Below are 23,448 nucleotides of genomic sequence, written 5' to 3' on the forward strand. Positions count from 1 at the left end.
GCCTATTCCGCCACCTCCGGTCGGCTCCGCTGCAGCCAGCCGATCAGGAACGGCAGGACCAGTCCGATTCCTAGGAATCGGACGAGGTGATGGATGCCCACATAGAGCGGGTCGAGCCCGAGGATCAGGGCCAGGACGGTCATGGCCTCCAGACCGCCGGGCGCGAAAGCCACGAGGCCGTTGGCGAAGCTGACGCCGGCGAGCCAGGCGGCCACGCTGGCGAAGAGCGCCGCCACCACCATGCCGACCGTGAAGGAGCCGAGCGCCGATACGAGCGCTCTTCTGAGGGTCGAGCGCTGGAGATTGCGGAACCGGTCGGCGATGAAGAGCCCGATCAGCACGAGACCGCCCGTGGCGATCGCCGGGGGAATGACGCCGGTGACGAATTCCGTGCCATGGCTCACGGAACTGACGATGGTGGCGCCGAGCAGGATCGGCGCGGCCACCTTCAGCGCCTTGAACACCGTTCCCAGAGCGAGCCCGCCCAGCAGGATGAAGGCCATGCCTCCCGGACTCTCGACGGGAAGTCCGGCGCCGACCAGCGCCCCCGTGTTGCCCCCTCCTCCGGTCATGACCACGAGACTCGGCAGCAGGGCGATCAGCACGAAGAGCCGGAAGTTCTGCACGATGGCGATGGAAGCGACCTCGGCCTTCCGATCGGCCGCGACGGCCAGGACGGTGGACAGCGCGCCGGGAACGGAGGCCAGCACCGCATCGGCCTTGCGCCAGCCGGAGATGCGCACGAGCCAGGCGCTCGATGTCGCGGAGATGGCCATGACGCCGAAGACCAGAAGGATGAGGCTGCCCGGGTAGCGCGCCATCGCATCGATGGCGGCGGGCGTCACTGCCGCTCCCATGGCGGCGCCCGAAGTCAGCATGGCAGCATCGGCCAGCGCCTTCGGCAGGGGCAAGGCCCAGCCGGACAGGCCCCAGAGCGTCGCAGCGATGGCGGAACCGGACAGCCATGCGGCCGGAACGCCGAGCCAGTAGAAGACGAGCCCGCCGAGAGCGGCAACCAGGATCTGAATGAGATGGGCAAGGATGAGACGCATCACGACTTTGCTGAATGGACGTCCTTGGTTTCTAGGTCAAATGCCGAAGATGCGCAGATGCCATGCGGCCAAGGTCTGCCGTTGATCGGGTGAGGCGTTGCGGAGATCGCGAAAGCCTGCTGAGATTGCGCGCATTCAATCGGGATCAGGGAGGAAACGGTGCTGCACGGAATCGACCCGGCGCTCAATGCGGATCTTCTGTATGTGCTCCAGGCCATGGGGCACGGTGACGATCTCGTCATCTGCGATGCCAATTTCCCTGCCGATTCCCTTGCGCGCCAGACCGCCTACGGCCGGGTGATCCGCATGGACAATATCGGCTCGCCGCGCGCCATCCGGGCCGTCCTCTCGCTGATGCCCCTCGACAGTTTCGTCGAGTATCCGGCGGAGCGCATGGAGGTCGTCGGCAATCCCGACAATCTCCCGGTCATTCAGCAGGAAGCGCAGGCGGAGGTCGATGCGGTTGCGCGCCGCGACGCCGGGCGCGACACCTGGCCAATGGGTTCCGTCGAACGCTTCGCATTCTACGAGCGCGCGAAGAAGGCCTATGCCATCGTGGCGACCGGCGAGCGCCGCTTCTACGGCTGCTTCATTCTCAAGAAGGGCGTGATCGCGCCTCCGTAGCGGGATCGTCTCCTCAGGTCACGAGCCTCGGCAGGGCTTCACTGATGCGGCGGACCGCCTCCTCCACGTCCTCGGGCTTGCGCAGATAGCAGAGGCGCAGATAGCCCTCGCCGGCCTCTCCGAAGGCGGAACCCGGCGCGAGACCGACATTGGCCTCGTCGATGAGGCGGAAGGCGATGTCCTTCGAATCCGTCGCACCCTTGATCTTCAGGAAGGCGTAGAAGGCGCCGCTCGGCGGCGGCAATTCGACGAGGCCGGTTTCCGCGAGGCGCCCGACCACTTCGCGGCCGTACCGGGCCTTGGCGATCTGATCGACCAGGAAATCCTCGCCCTGCTCGATGGCCGCCACGCCCGCGCGCTGAACGAAGACCGGCGTGCCGGAGGTCTGATACTGCACCAAGTTCTCGATCACCGGCCCGAGGGAGGGCGGCGCCTCCAGCCAGCCGAGACGCCAGCCGGTCATGGCCCAGTTCTTCGAGAAGGTCTGGATGAAGACGATTTTGTCCTCCGGCTCCATCACATCGCGGAAGGACGGCGTGCGTCCGTCGACCGTGAGAGAAGGATCATGGACGAAGCGTCCGTAAATCTCGTCGGCCACGATCCACAGCCCGTGCCGCCGGGCGAGGTCCAGCGCCGCGCGCAGGTCTGCATGGGTCGCAACCCAGCCGGTGGGATTGGACGGCGAGTTGATGACGAGCACGCGGGTGCGGGGCGTGATCGCCTTCTCGAGCCGCTCGAAATCGAGATGCCACCCCTTGGCGTTGATCGTCATCGGCACGGCGACGGGACGCGCACCGGCGATGGTGATCGCACCGGCGAAGTTCGGCCAGGCCGGCGTGGGGATCAGCACCTCGTCGCCGTTGCCGGCCAGCATGCGGAACGCGATCTGCATCGCCGGCATGCCGCCGGAGGTCACGAAGAAGCGCTCGGGATCGAAGGGCTTGCCGTAGAGCCGCTCATGGTAGCCGGCGATGGCTTGGCGGAGTTCCGGGATGCCCCGCTGGTAGGTGTAGAAGGTCTCGCCCTTCGCAAGCGACTGGGCTGCGGCCTCACAGATGAAGGACGGTGTCGGCAGGTCGCCCTCCCCGACCCAGAGCGGGATGATTCCCGGCTTCAGCCGGCCATAGGTGAACACGTCGACGATGCCGCTCGTCGGCGCCTGCTCCGCCTCCGGGCGCAGGTTGAGAACGGACGGAACCGGCACGGACACATTCATGGAGGGTTTCCTTGAAACGAGGCGAACAGGCATGGCCCGTTCGCCCGCTCAAGGCAAGTCCGGAAAAGGTCTCATGACAAATGACGAAGGATCCGATCGAAACCTGTGATGGATGTCAGGTGGTCCGGCCCGTCTTCAGAAGGTCGCGGATTTCCGTCAGCAGCTTCACGTCCGCCGGGATTTCCGCGGGCTTCTCGGCCGTGCCGGTCTTTGCATCCTCCGTGCGGCGCAGGCGGTTCATGCCCTTGACCAGGAGGAAGAGGATCCAGGCGATGATGGCGAAGTTGATGGCGACCGTGATGAAGTTGCCCCAGCCGAGCACGGCGCCCTGCTTCTTGGCCTCGTCGAGGGATCCGGCCGTGACGTGGCCCGACAGGGCCGTGAAGTAGTTCGAGAAATCGAGGCCGCCTGTGACGGCCCCGATGATGGGCATGAAGATGTCGCCGACGAGGGAGTCCACGATCCTGCCGAAGGCGGCACCGATGATGATGCCGATGGCGAGATCGACCACGTTGCCGCGCAGGGCGAATTGCTTGAACTCATTCCACATGACCGGACCTCTTTGCTACCCCCTCAGCTAAAGCTGCCCGATCTGGGAATTTCGTCAAGCCTGAGAGCATCGAGCGGACCCAGTGGGCCGCTCGATGCGATGCTCTCGGCAAAAGAGGAAAGCATCGGATGGGATCCCAAAAGCGGGTTCCACTTTTGGGTCCGATGCTTTAGCGGGCCGCCAGCAGATCCTGCAGGTCGAGGCGCTGCGTGACCATGGCGAGTTCGCCGCTGGCGGTCCTCGGCCACTGGTCCTCGGGCCGGTCGACATAGAGCTCGATGCCGTTGCCGTCGGGATCGCTCAGGTAAAGCGCCTCGCTGACCCCATGATCGCTCGCGCCCTGCAGGGGAATGCCGGCCTCGGCCAGACGGTAGAGCGCATCCGCGAGGGCTGCCCGCGTCGGATAGAGGATCGCCACATGGTAGAGCCCCGTCGAGCCGGGAGGCGGCGGGGAGCCGCCCTTGCTCTCCCAGGTGTTCAGGCCGATGTGGTGATGGTAGCCGCCCGCCGACACGAAAGCGGCCTGGGTTCCGTAGCGCTGGATCAGCTCGAAGCCGAGCACGCCGCAATAGAAGGCGAGCGCCCGATCGAGATCGGCCACCTTCAGGTGGACATGCCCGATCCTGACGCCGGGGTCGATGGGACGGGACGCCGGCACTCCGGCGGCTTCCTGTGGGATGGGTTTGACCATGGGGGTGCCTCAGGCTGAGCGCGGGGAGAACGTGGGAGCAGTCTTGGCCGATCCGGCCCGCACCGCAAGAGCGCCGTCGCCCAGGAGGGCCTGCGTCACGAGGGCCGCGATCCAGAACGCCAGATATTCCCAGCCGCCATTCGGATTGTTGAAGAAGAAGCCTGCCGGGCCGTGGACGAACGCGATGGCGCCGAGCAGGATCGGGATCAGGGCCAGGGAAACCCAACGGGTGTAAAGGCCGAGGATCAGGGCGATGCCGCCGGCCGTCTCGGCCGCGATGGTCAGATAGGCCAGCGCCGGAGGCAGGCCGAGGCTGCCGAAGAACTGGGCGGCGCCGGACGGCGTGAACACGAAGACCTTCAGGCCGGCATGGGCAAGGAAGACGAGGCCGAGTGTGATGCGAAGGATCAGGGCGGCGTAGGGAGCGGTACGATTATCGATCATCAAGGATCTCCTGAGATGAGCCTTTCATATGATTTCAAACCGTTGATATGATAATCTCACTTTTGGAATATTACCTCACACCTACAGAGTGAAATCATTAAATGCTCGACCGCGTCACCGGCATGCAGGTCTTCGTGCGCGTTGCCACGCTCGGCAGCTTCTCGGCGGCGGCACGGGCGCTCCACCTGTCGCAGACCATGGTGACGAAGCACGTGGCGGCTCTCGAGGAGCGGCTCGGGGTCAAGCTGCTGCACCGGTCGACCCGCAAGCTCATGCTGACCGAGGAGGGCCGAGCCTATCTCGCCGCCTGCGAGCGCATCCTTGCCGAGATCGAGGAGGCGGAGGCCTCCGCCAGCCTCGACCGCATCGAGCCTCGGGGAACGCTGCGGCTGAACGTGCCCCTCACCTTCGGCTTCCGGCAGGTCGTTCCCGCTCTGACGGAGTTCAGTCGGCTCTACCCCGCCGTCTCCTTCGATCTGGGTCTCGCGGATCGCTTCGTCGATCTCATCGAGGAGGGGTGGGATCTCGCGATCCGGATCGGGCGCCTGAAGGATTCGAGCCTCGTGGCGCGGCGGCTCGCCGCCTGCCGAACCGTCGTGTGCGCCTCTCCGGCCTATCTGAAGGGTCACGGAACCCCGCAGACCCTGGAGGATCTCGCCCGGCACAATTGCCTCGGCTATACCCTGCCGAGCGCCATCGGGGCGAGCCGCTGGGCCTTCGGCCTCGACGGCGAGATCTCGGTGCCGATCCAGGGCAATCTGCGGGCGAATAACGGCGATGCCCTCCTGGCCGCAGCCGTGGCCGGTCAGGGCCTGATCTACCAGCCCACGTTCATCGTGGGCGACAGCCTGCGCTCCGGCAGCCTCGTTCCGGTCCTGACCGCCTATCCCACCTACGAGCCCGCCATCCATGCGGTCCTGCCATCGGGCCGTCAGGCTCCGGCCAAGGTCCGCGCCTTCGTGGCGTTCCTGGCCGAGCGCTTCGGGCCGGAGCCGGAATGGGACCGGGACCTGTGACGTCTGCTGTGGTGGCGTTCACATTCGTAAATCGCTAAAGCTGTTTCATGTTTGCTTTCGAGGGTTGAGCCTATGGTCGCCACCTGGGCCGTCGTATTGTCCGCTCTGGTTTATCTCTGCTTCCTGTTCACCGTGGCCCATTGGGGCGACAATGGAGGGCGGCGGTTCATCCAGGGCCCTGCCCGTTCCACCATCGCGGCCCTTGCCCTTGCGGTCTATTGCACGTCCTGGACCTTCTTCGGATCGGTGGGACTGGCGAGCCATTCCGGCTTCGACTTCCTGGCGATCTATATCGGCCCGATCCTCGTGATCGGACTGGGCTACCCCCTGGTCGCCCGCGTTGTGCGCGTGGCGAAGACGCAGAACATTTCCTCCATCGCCGACTTCGTCGCGGCCCGTTACGGCAAGAGCGAGAGGGTCGCGGCTCTCGTCAGCCTGATCGCGCTGGTCGGCTCCATCCCCTACATCGCCCTGCAGCTGAAAGCCGTCTCGTCCTCTCTCGACGTCTTCCTGACGGCCGCCAATGAAACCTTCCTGATGAAGCCTCCCTTCATCGGCGATCTCGCCCTCGTGGTGGCCCTCGTGCTGGCAGGCTTCGCCGTCGCTTTCGGCACGCGCCATACGGATGCGACCGAGCACCAGAACGGACTGCTGCTCGCGATCTCCGTCGAGTCGGTGGTGAAGCTCGTCGCCTTCCTGGTGGTCGGCGGCTACATCACCTTCGTGATGTTCGACGGCTACGATGCCATCGTGCAGCGGCTCCATGAACAGGGCACCACGGCGGATCTGATGAGCCGGACATCGGGGTTCGGCAGCTACGTCACGCTCATCCTGCTTTCCGCCTGCGCGGCGCTTCTCCTGCCGCGCCAGTTCCATGTGACGGTGGTGGAGAACCACGACATCGCCGACCTGAAGCGCGCCGCCTGGCTGTTTCCGCTCTATCTGGTGCTCATCAACCTTTTCGTGCTCCCGATCGCTCTTGCGGGCCTCGCGTCATTTCCCGAAGGCGCGGTCGATCGCGACATGACCCTGCTCGCGCTGCCGCTCTCGGACCACGCGGGCACCGTCGCCGTTCTCGCCTTCCTTGGCGGCTTCTCGGCCGCCACAGCCATGGTCATCGTCGATTCCGTCGCCGTGGCGGTGATGATCTCGAACCATCTCGTCATGCCGATCGTCCTGCGGCGGCGCGCTTTCTCGGGCATCGATCCCGGCAGTTTCGTGATCGGCGTGAGGCGCATCTCCATCGTCCTGGTCATCCTCCTCGGCTATGCCTATTACCGGGCCTCCGGAGAGGCGGCGCTTGCCGCCATCGGCCTCTTGTCCTTCGCCGCCATCGCGCAGGTCGCACCGGCCTTCATCGGCGGGCTCATCTGGTCCCGCGGCACCGCGCTCGGCGCCAGCATCGGGCTGATCGTCGGCTTTCTCACCTGGGCCTATACGCTGCTTCTGCCGAGCCTCGTCTGGGATGGCGTGTTCTGGTCCGACGTGGTCGTCACAGGCCCGTTCGGCATCACGGCTCTCAAGCCCACATCCCTGTTCGGGGTCGACCTGCCGCAGCTCACCCATGGCGTCGTCTGGAGCCTGACGCTCAATATCCTCTCCTACGTCGCCTTCTCGCTCTGGCGGCCGGTGACCGCCATGGAGCAGATCCAGGCCAACGTTTTCCTGGGCGAGGCCGCCGCTTCCGCGACGCCGAGCTTCCGCCTGTTCCGCGCCAGCGTGACCGTCGGTGAGCTGCGCGCCACCGTCGCGCGGTATCTCGGCGAGGAGCGTACGACCCGCTCCTTCGAAGGTTTCACCCATAGCCGCGGACAGAACCTGGAGCCCCGCGCCGAAGCCGACGTCCATCTTCTGCGCTACGCGGAGCACCTGTTGGCCTCCGCCATCGGTACCGCATCGTCGCGCCTCGCGCTGTCGCTGCTACTGCGCCGCCGCACCGTGTCCACGGAAGCGGCGCTGAAGCTCCTCGACGACGCTTCAGCGGCCATCCAGCACAGCCGCGACCTTCTCCAGCATGCACTCAACTATGCCAAGCAGGGCATCACTGTGCTCGACAGCGACCTGCGCCTGCTGGCCTGGAACCAGGCCTTCATCGATCTCTACGACATGCCGCCCAACTTCGTGCATGTGGGCATCAGCATGGAGCGCATCGTTCACTACAACGCCTCGCGCGGCTCGTATGGGCCTGGCAGCATCGACGAACTCGTCGAGGCTCGCCTGCACTCCTTCCGCCACGACGTGGAGCCGGTGCGCCTCAAGCTCTATCCCTCCGGCAAGGTCATCGAGATCCGCTCGAACCTGCTGCCCGACGGCGGCCACGTGACCACCTACACGGACGTGACCGAAACCGTTCTGGCGGAGGAGGCGAGCCGTCGCGCGAACGAGACGCTGGAGCAGCGGGTCCGCGAGAGAACCGAGGAACTGACCCGTCTCAACGAGGCCCTGCGAAGCGCGAAGGCTGAGGCCGACGAGGCGAACATTTCCAAGACGCGCTTTCTCGCCGCCGCCTCGCACGACATTCTCCAGCCCCTCAATGCGGCGCGTCTCTACGCGGTCTCCCTCGTGGAGCGCGATCGCGAAGCCGGCGACGGAACGCTGGCCGAGAACATCGACGCCTCGCTCGATGCGGTCGAGGAGATCCTCACCGCCATCCTCGACATCTCGCGCCTCGACACGGGCGCCATGAAGCCGCAATGGTCGAGCTTCCGCATCGACGAACTGTTCCGCCAGCTGCAGCGCGAGTTCGAGCCCGTCGCCCGCAACAAGGGCCTGAAGCTCACCTTCGTACCCTCCTCGCTGACCGTGCGGTCCGACCGCCGCCTCATGCGCCGCCTGCTCCAGAACCTGATCTCCAACGCGATCAAATACACCCTGTCGGGCCGGGTGATCGTCGGCGGCCGCCGGCGCGGCGGCCATCTCGTGCTGGAGGTGTGGGACACGGGCCTCGGCATTCCCCCCTCGAAGCAGCGAATCGTGTTCCGCGAATTCCAGCGCCTGGACCAGGGCATGAAGGCCGCGCGGGGCTTGGGGCTCGGCCTCTCCATCGTCGAACGCATCGGCCGGGTGCTCAAGCATCCGATTACGCTGAACTCGGAAGTGGGCCGCGGCTCCGTGTTCCGCGTCGAGGTGCCGGTGGTGGCGGCCCTTCCGGCCACGGCGGCGGCGCCGGAAGCGCCGAAGCCGGCCGCGACGGTGCTGTCGGGCCTGCGCGTGCTGGTGATCGACAACGAGCCCGCCATCCTCGAAGGCATGCGCCTGCTTCTCTCAGGGTGGGGCTGCGACACCTGGACGGCGTCGGATCTCGAGACCGCCCACCAGGCCCTGAGAACGCACCGGGCCCTGCCCGAGGTCATCATCGCCGATTATCACCTGGACGACACGGACGGCCTTGAACTCATCAAGGCCCTGCGCTGGAAGACCCAGGTCGATACCCCGGCCGTCCTCGTGACCGCCGACCGCACGCCGGTCGTGCGCGACGCGGCCGCCGCCATGAACATCCACGTGCTCAACAAGCCTCTGAAACCGGCGGCCTTGCGGGCGCTGCTGACGCAGTGGCGCGCCATGCGGGCGGCGGCGGAGTAAGCCAGCAACGCGTGTCATCAGCGGCCTTGTGCCGGTGATGACATGGATGGAGCCGACAGCGGAGCGCTTCAATCCGCTTTCAGCGCCTCATCCACCGCCGCGACCGCGTGGATCGTCGTGGTGTCGAAGAGAGGCACGGCGCTGTCCTCGTCCGAGACCAGCAGCATGATCTCTGTGCAGCCGAGAATGATGCCTTGCGCGCCGCGCTCGATCAGGCGCGCGATGATCTCGCGATAGGCTTGGCGCGATTCCGGCCTGACGATCCCGAGCACGAGTTCCTTGTAGATGATCTCGTGCACGATCCGCCGGTCCGCTTCGTCCGGCACGATCACGTCGAGCCCGTGGCGCTCGCGCAGGCGGCCCTTGTAGAAATCCTGCTCCATGGTGAAGGCCGTGCCGAGAAGGCCGATGCGATCGTATCCAGCGGCCTTGATCCTGTCGGCCGTGGGATCCGCGATGTGAAGCAGCGGAACGCTCACGGCCGCTGAAATCGCGTCCGCGACGCGGTGCATGGTGTTGGTGCACAGGACGATGAAATCCGCGCCGCCGCGCTCCAGGCGCAGAGCCGCGTCCCTCATCGCCAGGGCGAGTCTCTCCCAATCCCCCTCGTGCTGCAGCCGCTTGATGTCCTCGAAATCGACGGAATACATCAGGCATTGCGCCGAGTGCACGCCGCCGAGTCGCCGGTTCGTTTCCTGGTTGATGATGCGGTAATACTCGGCCGAGCTTTCCCAGCTCATGCCGCCAATGAGTCCGATGGTTCGCATTTGGCGTCAGGGGTTCGGGGTATAGGGTGCGCGCCCGGAGCCCAGCGCATCGTCGAGCAGTTCGAGCCGGTCCTGTCCCCAGAACACCTCGCCGTCGAGCACATAGGCGGGCGACCCAAAGACGTCGCCCGCGACGGCGTTCTCGAGATTGAGGGCATAGATCGCCTCCGTGGTGCTGCCGGTCACCACCTCCATGAGGGCCGACGAGTCGAGTCCCGCCTGCTCGGCCAGCTCGGACAGGACCAGCGGATCGCTCAGGTCCCGCTCCTCCTCCCATATGGCCGCGAAGGCGCGTCGCAGGAAAGCGTCCGGGCTCCGGCCCGAGGCCGTGACCGCGATGACGAAGCGGTCGGCGAGGTTCACGTCGAAGGGCCAGTGCTTCGGATTGATGTTGAAGGTCAAGCCGCGCTTCTCGCGCCAGCGCTGCAGCTCCACGATCCGGTAGCGCTGCCGCGCGGGATGGCGCTGGGCAAGCGGCAGGCCGCCGGTTTCCGAGAAGACCCGGCCGAGGAAGACGGGCTTGAAATTGACCTCGACCCCATGCTTCTGCGCGACTTCCATGAAGGGCGCATGGCCGATATAGGCCCAGGGACTCACGAGGGAGAAGTAGTAATCGATGGTGCGGGGCATGGGTTCGGTTCGCCGGTAGGTGAAGCAGGCCCCCACCTTGGACCATCAGGCGGCGCTCTTCAACGCCTCTTCGGCCACGAGGAAAGCCTCGACCTCGGGCGAAGCCGCGGGTGCCGTCTCCTGGATACCGACCTCTTCGAGCAGGCGGCTCATGGGCACGAAGCTCCTCGCTTGGCGGTCATAGATCCCGGCCCGGACAAGGGCGATGGCGTTGAGGATGGGGCTACCGTCCCGGGCCGTCGAGACCAGCCGATGCTCCATCACCACATGGCTGTCGGACCAGGTGAGAATCCGCGTCTCGAGGGTGAAGGGCCGGAAGGGCCTGAGCTCCCGCCTGAAGCGGATCTGCCCCGCCCCCACCACGGGCACCCAGCCGTGCCTGAGGATGGGCCGCCACAGGCCCGAGCGGATCATGATGTCGGAACGGCCGAGATCCATGAGCGTCCAGTAGCGCCCATTGTTCATGTGAAGCGACGTATCGAGGTCGTGCGGCCAGACCCGGTACGTGAGGCGCGACGCGTCCCGCACCGGATGGAGCCTCGGCCGGAAGAACGAAGCGACAATCAGGTGAAGGACGCGCAGCCAGAGGTTCATGCCAGGCCTATCCCGGTCTGGCGCTGGAACAGGATGAGGTCGAGGGCCGGCGCATCGAGGCCGAAGCCCGTCAGGAGGCAATGAACCTGCCCGCGATGGTGCGTCTGATGATTGAAGAGATGGACCAGGGCCGGTGCGAGCGGCTGCTCGATCTCCGCAGGATTGGTAATCGTCTTGTAGCGGATGCGGCCGGCGAGATCGGCCTCGGACAGCCTGTGGATATAGGAGACGATCCGTTCGTCCTCCTTTTGCCGCGCGCTCCGAAGATCGGAGAGGTTCTCGAACAGGATCGCATCGAGCCGGTTCGGCGCCTCGCCCTGCCCCATGAAACGTTTCAGCCAGATCCGGTCCGTGGCGAGCAGATGGTTCAGGGTGCCGTGAACCGATTTGAAGAAAGCTCCGCGATCCGCGCGGTAATCCGCGTCAGAAAGCTGCGCGGCGGCATCATAGATGCGCTCGTTGCACCACGCATTGTAGGCCGCCATCATGGCAAAGTGCGGTTTCATGGAAAGGCTCCTTCAGATCGTCCCGATGTTGAAGCGACACCTTATCGTCGTCCCGGACGAAGCGCAGCGAAGATCCGAGAATGTCGGACGAGAGTAGCGCGGATGTCCCCTCCCCCCTGTGGGGGAGAGGGCTGGTCGCGCCATGTTCTGGAAACGATCCAGCGTGTTTGATCAAGCCGCCTTCTTCGCTCCGGCGCGGCCATAGAACGTGTCGCCTGATGCGGCCATGTCGAGGAGGATCTTCGGCGGCGCGAAGCGGTCGCCGTGCTTCGCCTGAAGGCTCCGGCACAATTCCACGAAGGCTTTCGCGCCCATGAAATCGATGTAGGAGAGCGCACCGCCCGTATAGGGCGCGAACCCGAAGCCGAGGATGGAGCCCACATCCGCCTCGCGCGGATCGGTGATCACGCCCTCCTCGAAGGTGCGCGCGGCCTCCAGGGCCTGCGTGACGAGGAGGCGCTGCTTCAGCTCCTGCATGTCGACCAATTCGGCCTCCACATGCTGGGCCTGAAGGTCCTTCAGGCCCGGCCAAAGGCGCTTCTGTCCGCCTTCCGGATAATCGTAGAACCCTTTCCGGTTCTTGCGGCCGAGGCGTCCTTCCTTCTCCACCAGCGCCGTAAGCAGCTCCTCCTGCTGCGGCACGATGGAGGCTTCACCCAGCTGGACCTTCGTGGCGCGCAGGATTTTGAGGCCGAGATCGACGCCGACCTCGTCGTTGAGCGAAAGTGGACCGACCGGCATGCCGGCCTGCTTGCCCGCCTGCTCGACCATGGCCGCCGGCAGCCCCTCGGTGAACATGAGATGGCCTTCGAGAATGTAGGCCAGCACGCAGCGATTGGCGAAGAAGCCGCGGGAATCGTTGACGACGATCGGCGTCTTCTTGATCAGGCGCACATAATCGAGCGCGGTGGCGAGCGCCTTGTCGCCGGTTTCCTTGCCCATGATGATTTCCACCAGCATCATCTTCTCGACGGGCGAGAAGAAATGGATGCCGATGAACTGGTCGGGCCTCTTCGACTGCTTGGCGAGACCCGAGATCGGCAGTGTCGAGGTGTTGGACGCGAAGATGCAATCCGGCCGGATCGCGGCCTCCACCTTCCCGATCACCTCGGCCTTGACCTTGGGATCCTCGAACACAGCCTCGATGACGAGATCGCAATCGGCGAGATCGCCGTAATCGGCCGATGGCGTGATGCGGGACAGAAGCGCATCGCGGTCCGCCGTCTTGGCGCGGCCCTTCATGATCTGGTCCGACACGAGCTTGTGCGAATGCGCCTTGCCCTTCTCGGCGGCTTCCATGTCGCGGTCGATGAGCACGACCTCAAGCCCCGCATTGGCCGTGACATAGGCCACGCTCGCGCCCATGAAGCCCGCGCCGACGACACCCACCTTCTTCAGGCTGGACGGCGGCACGTCCTTGGGGCGGCGGGCGCCCTTATTGAGGTCCTGCATGGAGACGAAGAGCGTGCGGATCATCGCCGCCGCCTCCTTCGAGCGCAGGATCTTGGCGAACCAGCGCGATTCCACCTTCAGGGCGAGATCCATCGGCAGCTGCAGTCCCTGATAGACGGATTCGAGAATCGCGCGGATCGCCGGGTAATTGTCCTGCGTCTCGCGGCGGTAGATGGCATTCGCCGGCGGCCAGATCTGCATGCCGGCGGCGGAATAAACCTTGTTGGAGGGCAGCTTGTAGCTCTTCTGGTCCCAGGGAGCGACGGCGGAGCCGCCCTGCTTGATCCAGTCTTTCGCCGCCTGCACGATCTGGTCGCGCGGCGCGACCGCATGGACGAGGCCCATGTTGCGCGCCATGAGCGGCCGGAGCTGCTCGCCCTTGAACAGCATCTGCAAAGCGTCGCCCGTCTGCATGAGACGCGACACGCGCTGCGTGCCGCCGGCTCCCGGGAAGAGGCCGACCTTCACCTCGGGCAGACCGACGCGGGTGGAATCCACGTCGGAGAGAACCCGGAAATGGCAGGCGAGCGCCAGCTCGAAGGCGCCGCCCAGGCACACGCCATGAAGGGCGGCGGCGAAGGGCTTTCCGCTCGTTTCAAGGCGGCGATAGAGCAGCGAGAGCCTGCGCGATTCCTCGAAGAAGAACTGCATGGCAGCCTCCTCGCCCTTCTCCTTCGCGAGGCGCCCGTATTCGGCGCCGAGGCCCTGGAGCATAGTGAGATCGGCGCCGCCTGAAAAAGCCTCCTTGCCGGAGGTGATGACGCAGCCCTTGATCGCTTCATCCCCGGCGACCGTCTCGATGATCCGCTCCAGCTCGCCCATCACCTCGGGGGTGATCACGTTCATGGAGCGGCCGGGCATGTCCCAGGTCGCAAGCGCGATGCCGTCGGAATCGACCTCGAAGCGGAAATTGGTGAAGTTCGTCATGATGTTCTCCCCTGCCCGCTCTCAAACCCGCTCGATGATCGCAGCCGTGCCCATGCCGGCAGCAACGCACAGCGTGATGAGGGCCGTCTGCTTGTTCGTGCGCTCGAGCTCGTCGAGCACCGTTCCGAGGATCATGGCGCCGGTGGCGCCGAGCGGATGGCCCATGGCGATGGCGCCGCCGTTCACATTGACCTTCGCCGGATCGAGATCCATGGCCTGCATGTAGCGCAGCACCACCGACGAGAACGCCTCGTTGATCTCGAAGAGATCGATGTCGTCCTTGGTCATGCCGGCCTTGCGCAAGGCGAGTTCCGACACGTCGATGGGGCCGGTGAGCATCAGCGCGAGATCGGAGCCGATGGAAGCAAAACCCTTGAGGCGCGCGCGCGGCTTCAGGCCCGCCTTCGCCCCGCCCTCCTTGCTCCCGACCAGAACCGCCGCAGCGCCGTCCACGATGCCCGACGAATTGCCCGCGTGATGCACGTGGTTGACGAATTCCACGTCCGGATGGGCCGCGATGGCAACCGCATCGAACCCACCCATCTCGCCCATCTGAACGAAGGCGGCCTTGAGTTGGCCGAGCGACTGCATGTCCGTCTGCGGCCGCATGTGTTCGTCCCTGGACAGGATCGTGATGCCGTTGACGTCCTTCACCGGCACGACCGATTTGGCGAAACGCCCCTCGTCCCAGGCCTTCGCGGCGCGCTTCTGCGACTCGACCGCATAAGCGTCGACGTCATCGCGCGAGAAGCCGTATTTCGTCGCGATCAGATCGGCCGAGATGCCCTGGGGCAGGAAGTAGGTCGGAATGGCGATGCCGGGATCGACCGGCCATGCGCCGCCCGATGCGCCCATGCCGATCCGGCTCATGGATTCGACGCCGCCGCCGATGGCGATGTCCTTCATGCCGGACATGACCTGCGCGGCGGCGAAATTCACCGCGTCCAGGCCCGAGGCGCAGAAGCGGTTGATCTGCACGCCCGGCACCTCCTTGCCGAAGCCGGCCTTCAAGGCCGCCGCGCGCGCGATGTCGCCGCCGGCTTCGCCGACGGGATCGACGCAGCCGAGCACCACGTCCTCCACCAGCATCGGATCGAGCTCGTTGCGGCTGCGGATCGCATCAAGCGCCGTCACGGCGAGATCGACCGCGGGAACCTCGTGCAATGAGCCATCCGGCTTGCCGCGCCCGCGCGGCGTGCGAACGGCGTCGTAGATAAAGGCGTCTGGCATCTCTCTCACCCGTAAATTTCATGTGAGGCGTCTTTGGATATCCAAGACGCTCTGTTTCCATTCTGAGAACTTATCTGTTTCAGACCAAAGCTCTACAATTTCCGAGTCTGGTGCCAAAACCCGATCCAACGCCTGGACAGCCGGCTGCTTGAGTATCTCATAGGATTTCTCTTCCTGCTTGATCCTCTGCAGCTCACGAGGCTTTTCACGCGGTATTCCGTCTTCATTTCCGTCGCAAAGAGCAGCCAACATTGCTGCCGCCGCGATAGCCATACTACCTTCTGTAACCTCGAGATAATCCTGATCGGAAACCGCTTCGATGGCCCAGCGAACCGCACCCAGTCCTTGATCATCGAAGTAGGACAGCCAATCACCGGCCTCATCATTGTCGAATGGACCAAATCCCCACGCACCCATAGATAACCCCCTCGTTTCGAGAATGTTATCTTAAAACATATCTTCGGAGAGTGCCATGGTTGTGTCCGCGCCAGAGGAAATGCGCGCGAGACGCATCCCGGTCTCGGGCATCAGCCGCTCCATGAAGAAGCGGCCGGTGAGCAGCTTCGCATCCATCGTGTTGGCCACGCCATTGCCCTGCGCTTTCTTTGCCTGCGCGGCCTTCGCGATCTTGGCCCACATGTAGCCCAGTGCCACGAGGCCGAAGAGGTGCATGTAGTCGGTCGCGCCCGCACCGGCATTGTCGGGCTTCGCCATGGCGTTCTGCATGAACCACATGGTCGCCTGCTGCAGATGTCCCAGGCCCTGCTGCAGGGGCGCGATGTAGGCCTTCAGAGTCTCGTCGCCGGCATTCTCCTGACAGAAGGCGCCGACCTCGTTGAAGAAGGTCATGACGGCGCGCCCGCCATCCTTGCCGAGCTTGCGGCCGACGAGGTCCATGGCCTGGATGCCGTTGGCGCCCTCGTAGATCATGGCGATGCGGGCATCGCGCACGAACTGCGACATGCCCCATTCCTCGATATAGCCGTGGCCGCCGAACATCTGCTGCGCCTTGACCGCGTTGTCGAAGCCGAGATCGGTCAGCACGCCTTTCACCACGGGCGTCATCAGGCCCATGTAATCCTCGGCGGTCTGGCGCTGCGCGTCGTCCGACGAGCGATGCGCGATGTCGCTGTTGAGCCCCGTCCAGACGACGAGCGCCCGCGCCGCCTCGTTGAACGCCTTGATCGACAGAAGCGTGCGGCGCACGTCCGGGTGCACGATGATCGGATCGGCCGGCTTGTCGGGGAACTTCGCGCCCGTGAGCGAACGGCCCTGCAGGCGGTCCTTCGCGTAGGCGACGGCGTTCTGATAGGCGACCTCCGACTGCGCCAGCCCCTGGACGCCGACCGCGAGCCGCGCCTCGTTCATCATGACGAACATCGCGTTGAGGCCGCGGTTCGCCTCGCCGACGAGCCAGCCCTTCGCGCCGTCGTAGTTCATCACGCAGGTGGCGTTGCCGTGAATGCCCATCTTGTGCTCGAGGGAGCCGCAGGAGACACCGTTGCGATCACCGGGCGACCCGTCGCCGTTGACGAGGAATTTCGGGACGACGAAAAGCGAGATGCCTTTGGTGCCGGCCGGCGCCCCTTCGATGCGGGCGAGCACCAGATGGACGATGTTCTCCGCTATGTCGTGCTCGCCGGCGGAGATGAAGATCTTGGTGCCGGAGATCGCATAGGAGCCGTCGCCGTTCGGCACCGCCTTCGTCTTGAGAAGGCCCAGGTCCGTGCCGCAATGGGGCTCGGTGAGGTTCATGGTGCCGGTCCAGGCCCCTTCCACCATCTTCGGCAGATAGGTCTTCTTCTGCTCCTCGGTCCCGTGCACCAGGAGCGCCGCGATGGCGCCCTGGGTCAGGCCCGGATACATGCCCAGGGCGAGGTTCGCCGAGGAGACGAATTCCTGCATGATGGTGTTCAGGACGGAGGGAAGCCCCTGCCCGCCGTATTCCTCCGGCACCGACAACCCCATCCAGCCACCGGCCGCATAGGCGTCGTAGGCCGCCTTGAAGCCCTTCGGCGTCGTCACCGATCCGTCCGGGTTGCGGGTGCAGCCCTCCTGGTCGCCGGACAGGTTCAGGGGCGCGAACTCCTCCTCGCACAGCTTGGCGCCCTCAGACAGGATGGCCTCGACCATGTCGGGCGTCGCGTCGGCGAAACCGGGCAGATTGTTGTACCGCTCAATCGGGAACACGTCGTTCAGAAGGAACACGACGTCTTCGACGGGGGCCTTGTAGACCGGCATTCGGACTCTCCCAGATCGGATTCCGGTGCCGAACATCCGAAGGAATCCGCACCGGCCAAAGATATAGTTCACATATAAACTATATCGGCGTTTTGGGAAGAGGTAGGGTGGAATATCTTTGGTGGAAGCGAAGAAAGTCGGAGAGCGTCCCGCGTGGGGCGCGAAATTAACGAGGCGCACCAGACATGGCCTTTGGCAGAAGAACTCGCAGCCTTTGGGGTGACTTAGAACTTACCAAGTCGGCATTGGGTTAGTCATACTCGATCCAAACCACTGCATTGTGTGCATGGGCGTCCTTCAGTAGGGCGAGAACATGAATGTGCACTGCTTGAGCAGTGTCTTTAAGGGCTTCAATGTCCACGCTCTGCCATTGATCGATAACAGCGTTCAAAGATGGGATCTGCCAAGGGTTTTCAACATACCAACCTTCATTCAGATGGTAAGGTAGAGCCAGTCCACGCCAGATGCCGTTATCCGGTTCAACTCTGTTCATGATTGCGTCGAAGTAGCCGATCCATATCCTGACGGCTCTCTGAGAGCCGTCCTTCCCAGCATATGTGAAACGAATTTCCGGCTCGCCCTCAAATCCGGAATAAAAGTCATCTCCCGAGGACATGTGCCTGTGTTTCAACTTTATTTGCTCGATTATGGGAGCGGACGTGGGATTTCACCTTGATCGATGAGATCATCTCGGTAACGAGCGTACAAACGGCAACGCCCATCTGCCAGCAGATGGGCGTTGCATAAACCCGCGTTCTTTGAAGAGTGCCTTAGGCTCAGGCGGCCGCAGCGAGACCGGCGCGGCGCGCCTGGAGCTCGGCCAAAGCATCCTCGATTTCCTTCTTCTGCTGTTCGAGGTGCTGGATCTGGCTCTCGATCTGATCGAGGGAGAGCTTGAGGTTCATCGCCGCTCCGGCTCCCGACCGTTCTTCGGCCACCATGGCGCGGATCTCGGTGAGCGTGAAGCCGAGCTGCTTGCCCTTGAGGATGACGGAAAGACGCTCGCGATCACGGGCATCGTAGATGCGCGCCGTGCCGTCGCGGCGCGGGGACAGGAGACCGCGGTCCTCATAGAAGCGCAGGGTCCGGAGGGTCACGCCGAACTCGCGCGCGAGATCGCCGATCGTGTAGAATTTTGCACCCTCTCCGGCCTCGCCGGCATCCGGAGTGACGATAAACTGATTCATGGAACGCCCCATCGATTGTTATTGTCAGAGGATCTGTGCCGCGCACCTATCCCTTCGTAATGCAATAATAGAACATATTTCTGTTATTTTGCAAGAGTATTGCATCGAGGTCGTTCCGCAGAGGCAAAGAGCACTCCGGCCTGGCGATGACCCAACGGCAACCGGCTAACATCCGGATATCGTTGCCGCTAACTCCTGTGTCCTTAACGAGTTTTTTACTACGCCGGACAAAAGTTGCCTCGTCGGGCGAAGGGTCTGGAAGCGGTGTGATTCGCCTCTTTCAGGCTCACGACCCGGCCGGCGAGCATCGGCACGGGGCCGTGTCAGCCACTCCAGTTCACGAGTATCCCCGCGAGTCCCATCATGAGACGACCCGTCTTCGCGAGACCTGACGACCTGGACCTCAACGCCCGCGAGCTGCTCGCCGCCGCGGCCCGCCGGGCCGGCATGAGTCTTGAGGAATGGATCGCCTCGGTGCTCGATAGGACGCAAGGTCAGCCTGCCTCCCCCCGCCGGAAGGCCGGGAGCGACCTCGACGCCGTGATCCCCCGGATGTCTGCTTCGCCCCCCACTCAACCCGGGCGGGATTACGAGGCCCTGATGGCGGCCGTGGCCCAGGAAAGCGAGCGCCAGGCCAAGGACCAGGCCGCGCAAACCGCCATCGCGCTCGAATCCATGGCCAACTGGATCGAGCAGGCCGAGATTCGCCTGAATCAGGCCACTCGCGGCTCGGCAGACCAGCAGGACCGGATCGCCGCCCTGCTGTCCCAGGCCCTGGGCTCCTTGAAGAATCGCCTCGACTCCGTCGAGCGCAAGGTGACCTCTGAACGGGCCGCGCCAGCCCGAATCGAGTTCCCCATGGAGGAAGCGCTCAAGGCGCTCGCTCCCGTGTCCGAGACGTTGACCGGCCTGCGGGCGGACATGTCCCGCCTCGCGGCGCATCTCGAGCAGCCCCATTCTCTCTGGGCCCCAGCCGTCGAAGGCATCCGGAGCGAGATCGACGGATTGCGCGCCGGCATCGACAGCCTGGCGACCCGCGACGAGGTCGTGGCTCTCGGCGCGGCGCTCGGATCCATCGGCAAGGAGCTCGAACAGGGGCCGACCACGAAGGATCTGCGCACTCTCGCCGGCTCGATCAGCGTTCTCTACGAGCAGGTCCAATCCCTTTCGCAGGACGTCAGCGATGGCCTGCACCGGCGCATCGGCCGCGAAATCGACCACATCAAGGACAAGATCGACGCACTGGCGGCGACGGGCGTCGACCGCACCGTCGTCGACTTCCTCAGTGGCCAGATCGTCGACATGCGCCAGGATCTGGCGCATCGGGCCGAACCGCAGCAGATCGCCCGCCTCTCGGATGAGATCGGGACGATCAGCCGCCAGGTTTCGGAGCTGCGCCTCCACCAGGTGAGCAAGAGCGATTTCACCGCCCTGAAGACCTCCCTGGACGATGTCTGCTCGGCCCTCTACGTCACCGCAACCGCGCAGGAGACGAGCAAGGTTCCCGAGCAACTGGAGACCCTGAGCCGGCGCATCGACGCTCTCGTGCGCCGACCGGATCCCGTCTCGACCGACCTTGCCCCGATCAGTGCGCAGCTCGCGCTCCTGACCGAGCGGATGGCGAATCTGTCGGAGAGCCGCGTCGGCGGCAGCGATACGCTCACTGGAACCATCGAACGGCTATCCTCGCGGATCGATGCCGTCGCCGAACGGGAGACGTCCTCCCACGAGCCTCTGATGCGGCGCTTCGACCGCATCGAGCAGGAGCTGCGCGAACTCGGCCGACAGACCGAGGCGACCGACATGGCGCAGGTGCTCCGCTCCATCGACGAGAAGCTCGAGCGGACGCCGCCTCAACCGGCGGGTCTCGATTCCCTCGAACGTCAGATCAGAACCCTGACCGAGCGTTTCGAGCAGACGCCCGGAGAGGCTCTGCACACGGTTCTCGCCGAGGCGACCAGCCATCTCAGGACCCTTCAGGACGAAGCGGTCGGCATTGCCGAGCGCGCGGCCCGGACGGCGCTGAACGACCTCCGCCCCTCCCTGCCCGGGTCAGGCGATCTCGATGCGGTCAAGCATGGCTTCGTCGAGCTGAAGGCCCTGCACAGCCGCTCCGACAAGAAGACGCAGGAAACGCTCCGCGCCGTTCACGACGCCCTGGAGGCGCTCGTTTCCCGCCTGCCGAATGACGGCACGGCCGCCTTCGCCGGCACGGGCAGAACATCCTCGATCCCAGCGGCTGAAACCTTGCCGCCCGCCGATCGCCTGGAAGCCGCCGTGCGCAGGCTTCATACCGCCACCCTCACCCAGATCGAGGAAACCGCTCCGCCGGCCCTGGAAGCCGCCTCCCGGGAGCCATCCCTGGCGCAGGCTCCGGATATGGCCCCCGAACCCGATTTCGGGAATGTGCGCGCCGACTTCATCGCCGCAGCGAGACGGGCCGCCCAGAACACGGCACCGGAAGTGACGCCCGCCACGCGGCCTCCTTCGTCCTGGAGGGCGGAGTTCGCCGACGCGGAAGAGCCGGAAGCCGACGATTCCCTGCCTCCTCCCGGGACCTTTCTCGAGCGTCTGCGCCGGAGCCTCGATAACCGGCGCCGGCCGCTCCTCTTCGGCCTCGCTTTTCTGATCCTGGCCGCAGGCACCTACCAGATCCTGTCCGTCACCCAGAACCTGCAGGACCTGTCGCTGGGGCCGGCAAGCGTGCAGGAACCGGCGCAACCGGAACCGGCGAAGCAGGCCGAACAGGCGGGCAATCCCTCCGCGTCCGAAGAGACGAATCTCTTCCAGTCGTCCAGCCTCTCCACGGGATCCATCCCCGCTGGTCCCGTGCCGGCCGGGCAATTCCTCGTCGATCCCGCGACCATCGACGGCATCCCCGTGGATACGCCCGCATCGCTGCAGCACGCGGCCTTGTCGGGCGATGCGGCGGCTCTCTACGAACTCGCGTCGCGGGCCGCTGAGGGACGCGGCATGGCAAGGGATGCGAAAGCCGCCGCCCGGCTCTTCGAGCGCATCTCCCAGGCCGGTCTGCCTCCGGCCCAGGAACGGCTCGCCATGATGCATGAGAAGGGCGAAGGCGTTCCGCTCGATCTCAAGCAGGCCGCCTTCTGGTACGAGCGCGCGGCCCTGGGCGGCAATGTCCGCGCCATGCACAACCTCGCCACCGTCCTCGCCTCGGGCAAGAACGGCAAGCCGGACTACGCCGCCGCCCTTCGCTGGTACGCGGAGGCCGCGGAATACGGTCTGCGGGACAGCCAGTACAACCTGGGCGTCCTGCTCGCCCGCGGCATCGGGTCGAGACCCGATCGCTCCAAGGCCTATCAGTGGTTCTCCCTCGCGGCGGACCAGGGCGACGCGGAAGCCGCGCAGAAGCGCGAGGAGATCGCCGTGTTCATGAGCCAAGCCGAGATCAAGGCCGCCAAGGCCGCTCTCGAACGCTGGCGCCCGCGGGCCTCCGACCCGGTCGCGAACAATCCGCCGGCGGCCGCTCAAGGCCAGACCGCCGTCCTGGATCGAAGCCAGGGCGACAGGAGTTAACGGCACGCGGGCTTTGTCATCTTCCATTCAGAACATGACCGTTACATCGCCTGCATGATGCTGTAACAACGACATGGCTGCACCGGCCATTGGGGGAACCGGGGTGCAAATCTATTTGCCGATCGCCGAGATGCCCGTGAGCGTTCTTCTCATTCTTGGAATGGGTGCGGCGGTCGGTTTCATTTCAGGTCTTTTCGGAATCGGCGGCGGCTTCCTGATGACGCCGCTCCTGATCTTCCTCGGCATTCCCCCGGCCGTCGCGGTGGCGACCCAATCGGCGCAGATCGTCGCCTCCTCCACCACCAGCGTGCTCGGCGCGCTGCGCCGCAACGCCCTCGACCACAAGCTCGGCGCCATCCTGGTCGCGGGCGGTTTCGTCGGCTCGGCGCTGGGCGTGTGGTTCTTCGCGGCGGCGCGACGGGCCGGCCAGCTCGATCTCGTCATCGTCGTCTCCTACGTGACGCTGTTCACCATCGTGGGCAGCCTGATGCTCAAGGAGAGCATTCGGGAATTCTGGAGCCGCCGGAAAGGCGGCGCGGTGCGCCCGCGGCGCAGGGCCGGCGAGCACGCGCCCTATCTCGGCTGGCCTCTGCGCATGCGCTTCTACCGGTCCAAGCTTTATGTGAGCATCATCCCGATCGTCGGGCTGTCGCTGTTCATCGGCTTTGCCGGTGCGCTGCTCGGCATCGGGGGCGGCTTCATCGTGGTGCCGGCGCTGCTCTACGTTTTTCGGGTGCCGACCAACGTGGTCGTGGGCACATCGCAGTTCCAGATCGTCTGCACCACCCTCGTGGCCCTCATCCTCCATGCGGTGACGAACCAGGCCGTCGACATGGTGCTGGCGATCCTGCTCATCGTCGGCGGCGTGTTCGGCGCGCAGTTCGGCGCGCGCATGGGCCGCCACCTGCGGGCGGAGCTGTTCCGCTTCCTGCTCGCCATCCTGCTGCTGGCGGTGGGCCTGCGCTTCGGCCTCGAACTGGTCATGCAGCCGGAGGAGCCGTTCTCCATCACGGTGCAGGAGGTGCGCACGTGAGGCTCGTCGGCGCCCTCCTGATCCTTCTCGGCACGATGGTCTGCGCCCGCGCGGAAACCCTGATCACCTCGCTGTCGAACCATCGCGTCCTGATCAACTCGAACTATACGGGAACGCAGATCGCCGTGTTCGGCGCCATCGAGCGGGATGCGCAGACGATCGCCCG

20 protein-coding genes are annotated in these 23,448 nt (G+C 65.0%); 5 read left to right on the forward strand and 15 right to left on the reverse strand.

The genetic code is table 11. The features are described 5' to 3' along the window. Window positions 1-2: 2 nt before the first annotated feature. On the reverse strand, window positions 3-1,052 hold the full coding sequence (locus OC446_RS06655) for an AbrB family transcriptional regulator (protein ID WP_262028262.1): 1,050 nt from the start codon (window positions 1,050-1,052) through the stop codon (window positions 3-5). Between the two features lie 159 nt (window positions 1,053-1,211). Here OC446_RS06655 and OC446_RS06660 point away from each other — a divergent pair, with 159 nt between their 5' ends. Further along, a complete protein-coding gene (locus tag OC446_RS06660; protein WP_262028263.1) occupies window positions 1,212-1,676 on the forward strand; it encodes an RbsD/FucU family protein in 465 nt (154 codons plus the stop codon). Window positions 1,677-1,689: 13 nt separating this feature from the next. On the opposite strand, the gene OC446_RS06665 is transcribed toward OC446_RS06660, so the two are convergent. From OC446_RS06665 to OC446_RS06680, 4 genes are all read right to left on the reverse strand, one after another. Then, complete coding sequence (locus tag OC446_RS06665) at window positions 1,690-2,892, reverse strand: pyridoxal phosphate-dependent aminotransferase (RefSeq protein ID WP_262028264.1); 1,203 nt, start codon at window positions 2,890-2,892, stop codon at window positions 1,690-1,692. A 115-nt stretch (window positions 2,893-3,007) separates the two neighbouring features. Continuing rightward, complete coding sequence (mscL, locus tag OC446_RS06670) at window positions 3,008-3,442, reverse strand: large conductance mechanosensitive channel protein MscL (RefSeq protein WP_262028265.1); 435 nt, start codon at window positions 3,440-3,442, stop codon at window positions 3,008-3,010. A gap of 169 nt (window positions 3,443-3,611) precedes the next feature. Further along, window positions 3,612-4,133: a VOC family protein gene (locus tag OC446_RS06675; protein ID WP_262028266.1), complete on the reverse strand. Its 522-nt coding sequence runs from the start codon at window positions 4,131-4,133 to the stop codon at window positions 3,612-3,614. Window positions 4,134-4,142: 9 nt separating this feature from the next. Beyond that, window positions 4,143-4,577 carry a DoxX family protein gene (locus OC446_RS06680; RefSeq protein ID WP_262028267.1) on the reverse strand — a complete coding sequence of 145 codons (435 nt, stop codon included), beginning with the start codon at window positions 4,575-4,577 and terminating at the stop codon, window positions 4,143-4,145. Between the two features lie 101 nt (window positions 4,578-4,678). On the opposite strand from OC446_RS06680, the gene OC446_RS06685 reads away from it, so the two are divergent. After that, window positions 4,679-5,593, forward strand: a complete 915-nt coding sequence (locus OC446_RS06685) for a LysR family transcriptional regulator (RefSeq protein ID WP_262028268.1) — start codon at window positions 4,679-4,681, stop codon at window positions 5,591-5,593. A gap of 72 nt (window positions 5,594-5,665) precedes the next feature. Further along, on the forward strand, window positions 5,666-9,175 hold the full coding sequence (locus OC446_RS06690; protein ID WP_262028269.1) for a PAS domain-containing hybrid sensor histidine kinase/response regulator: 3,510 nt from the start codon (window positions 5,666-5,668) through the stop codon (window positions 9,173-9,175). A 68-nt stretch (window positions 9,176-9,243) separates the two neighbouring features. On the opposite strand, the gene OC446_RS06695 is transcribed toward OC446_RS06690, so the two are convergent. The 10 genes from OC446_RS06695 to OC446_RS06740 all read right to left on the reverse strand — a co-directional run bounded on the left by OC446_RS06695 (window position 9,244) and on the right by OC446_RS06740 (window position 18,709). Continuing rightward, window positions 9,244-9,942 (reverse strand): aspartate/glutamate racemase family protein, encoded by a 699-nt coding sequence (locus OC446_RS06695; RefSeq protein ID WP_262028270.1) that lies wholly within the window; start codon window positions 9,940-9,942, stop codon window positions 9,244-9,246. A gap of 6 nt (window positions 9,943-9,948) precedes the next feature. Then, entirely contained in the window at window positions 9,949-10,572 is a 624-nt protein-coding gene (locus OC446_RS06700) for a 2-hydroxychromene-2-carboxylate isomerase (RefSeq protein WP_262028271.1), read from the reverse strand. 45 nt (window positions 10,573-10,617) lie between these two features. Further along, window positions 10,618-11,166 carry a thioesterase family protein gene (locus tag OC446_RS06705; RefSeq protein WP_262028272.1) on the reverse strand — a complete coding sequence of 183 codons (549 nt, stop codon included), beginning with the start codon at window positions 11,164-11,166 and terminating at the stop codon, window positions 10,618-10,620. Continuing rightward, on the reverse strand, window positions 11,163-11,672 hold the full coding sequence (locus tag OC446_RS06710) for a DinB family protein (protein WP_262028273.1): 510 nt from the start codon (window positions 11,670-11,672) through the stop codon (window positions 11,163-11,165). The genes OC446_RS06705 and OC446_RS06710 overlap by 4 nt, the downstream gene beginning before the upstream one ends. A 171-nt stretch (window positions 11,673-11,843) precedes the next feature. Further along, a complete protein-coding gene (locus OC446_RS06715; protein WP_262028274.1) occupies window positions 11,844-14,051 on the reverse strand; it encodes an FAD-dependent oxidoreductase in 2,208 nt (735 codons plus the stop codon). A gap of 21 nt (window positions 14,052-14,072) precedes the next feature. Further along, complete coding sequence (locus OC446_RS06720; RefSeq protein ID WP_262028275.1) at window positions 14,073-15,281, reverse strand: acetyl-CoA C-acetyltransferase; 1,209 nt, start codon at window positions 15,279-15,281, stop codon at window positions 14,073-14,075. Between the two features lie 18 nt (window positions 15,282-15,299). Continuing rightward, the gene (locus OC446_RS06725; protein WP_262028276.1) at window positions 15,300-15,698 is read right to left on the reverse strand and encodes a DUF4259 domain-containing protein; all 399 of its coding nucleotides are present in this window, start codon (window positions 15,696-15,698) and stop codon (window positions 15,300-15,302) included. Between the two features lie 30 nt (window positions 15,699-15,728). Then, on the reverse strand, window positions 15,729-17,522 hold the full coding sequence (locus OC446_RS06730) for an acyl-CoA dehydrogenase C-terminal domain-containing protein (protein ID WP_262028277.1): 1,794 nt from the start codon (window positions 17,520-17,522) through the stop codon (window positions 15,729-15,731). 250 nt (window positions 17,523-17,772) lie between these two features. Then, on the reverse strand, window positions 17,773-18,138 hold the full coding sequence (locus tag OC446_RS06735) for a hypothetical protein (RefSeq protein WP_262028278.1): 366 nt from the start codon (window positions 18,136-18,138) through the stop codon (window positions 17,773-17,775). 160 nt (window positions 18,139-18,298) lie between these two features. Beyond that, entirely contained in the window at window positions 18,299-18,709 is a 411-nt protein-coding gene (locus OC446_RS06740; RefSeq protein WP_262028279.1) for a MerR family transcriptional regulator, read from the reverse strand. A gap of 363 nt (window positions 18,710-19,072) precedes the next feature. Here OC446_RS06740 and OC446_RS06745 point away from each other — a divergent pair, with 363 nt between their 5' ends. Together OC446_RS06745 and OC446_RS06750 are read left to right on the forward strand one after the other, a co-directional pair. Further along, entirely contained in the window at window positions 19,073-22,249 is a 3,177-nt protein-coding gene (locus tag OC446_RS06745) for a hypothetical protein (RefSeq protein WP_262028280.1), read from the forward strand. A gap of 103 nt (window positions 22,250-22,352) precedes the next feature. Beyond that, entirely contained in the window at window positions 22,353-23,282 is a 930-nt protein-coding gene (locus OC446_RS06750; protein ID WP_262028281.1) for a sulfite exporter TauE/SafE family protein, read from the forward strand. Window positions 23,283-23,448: the final 166 nt, after the last annotated feature.

This window comes from Microvirga sp. Mcv34 (assembly GCF_024519725.1).
Taxonomy (GTDB): domain Bacteria; phylum Pseudomonadota; class Alphaproteobacteria; order Rhizobiales; family Beijerinckiaceae; genus Microvirga.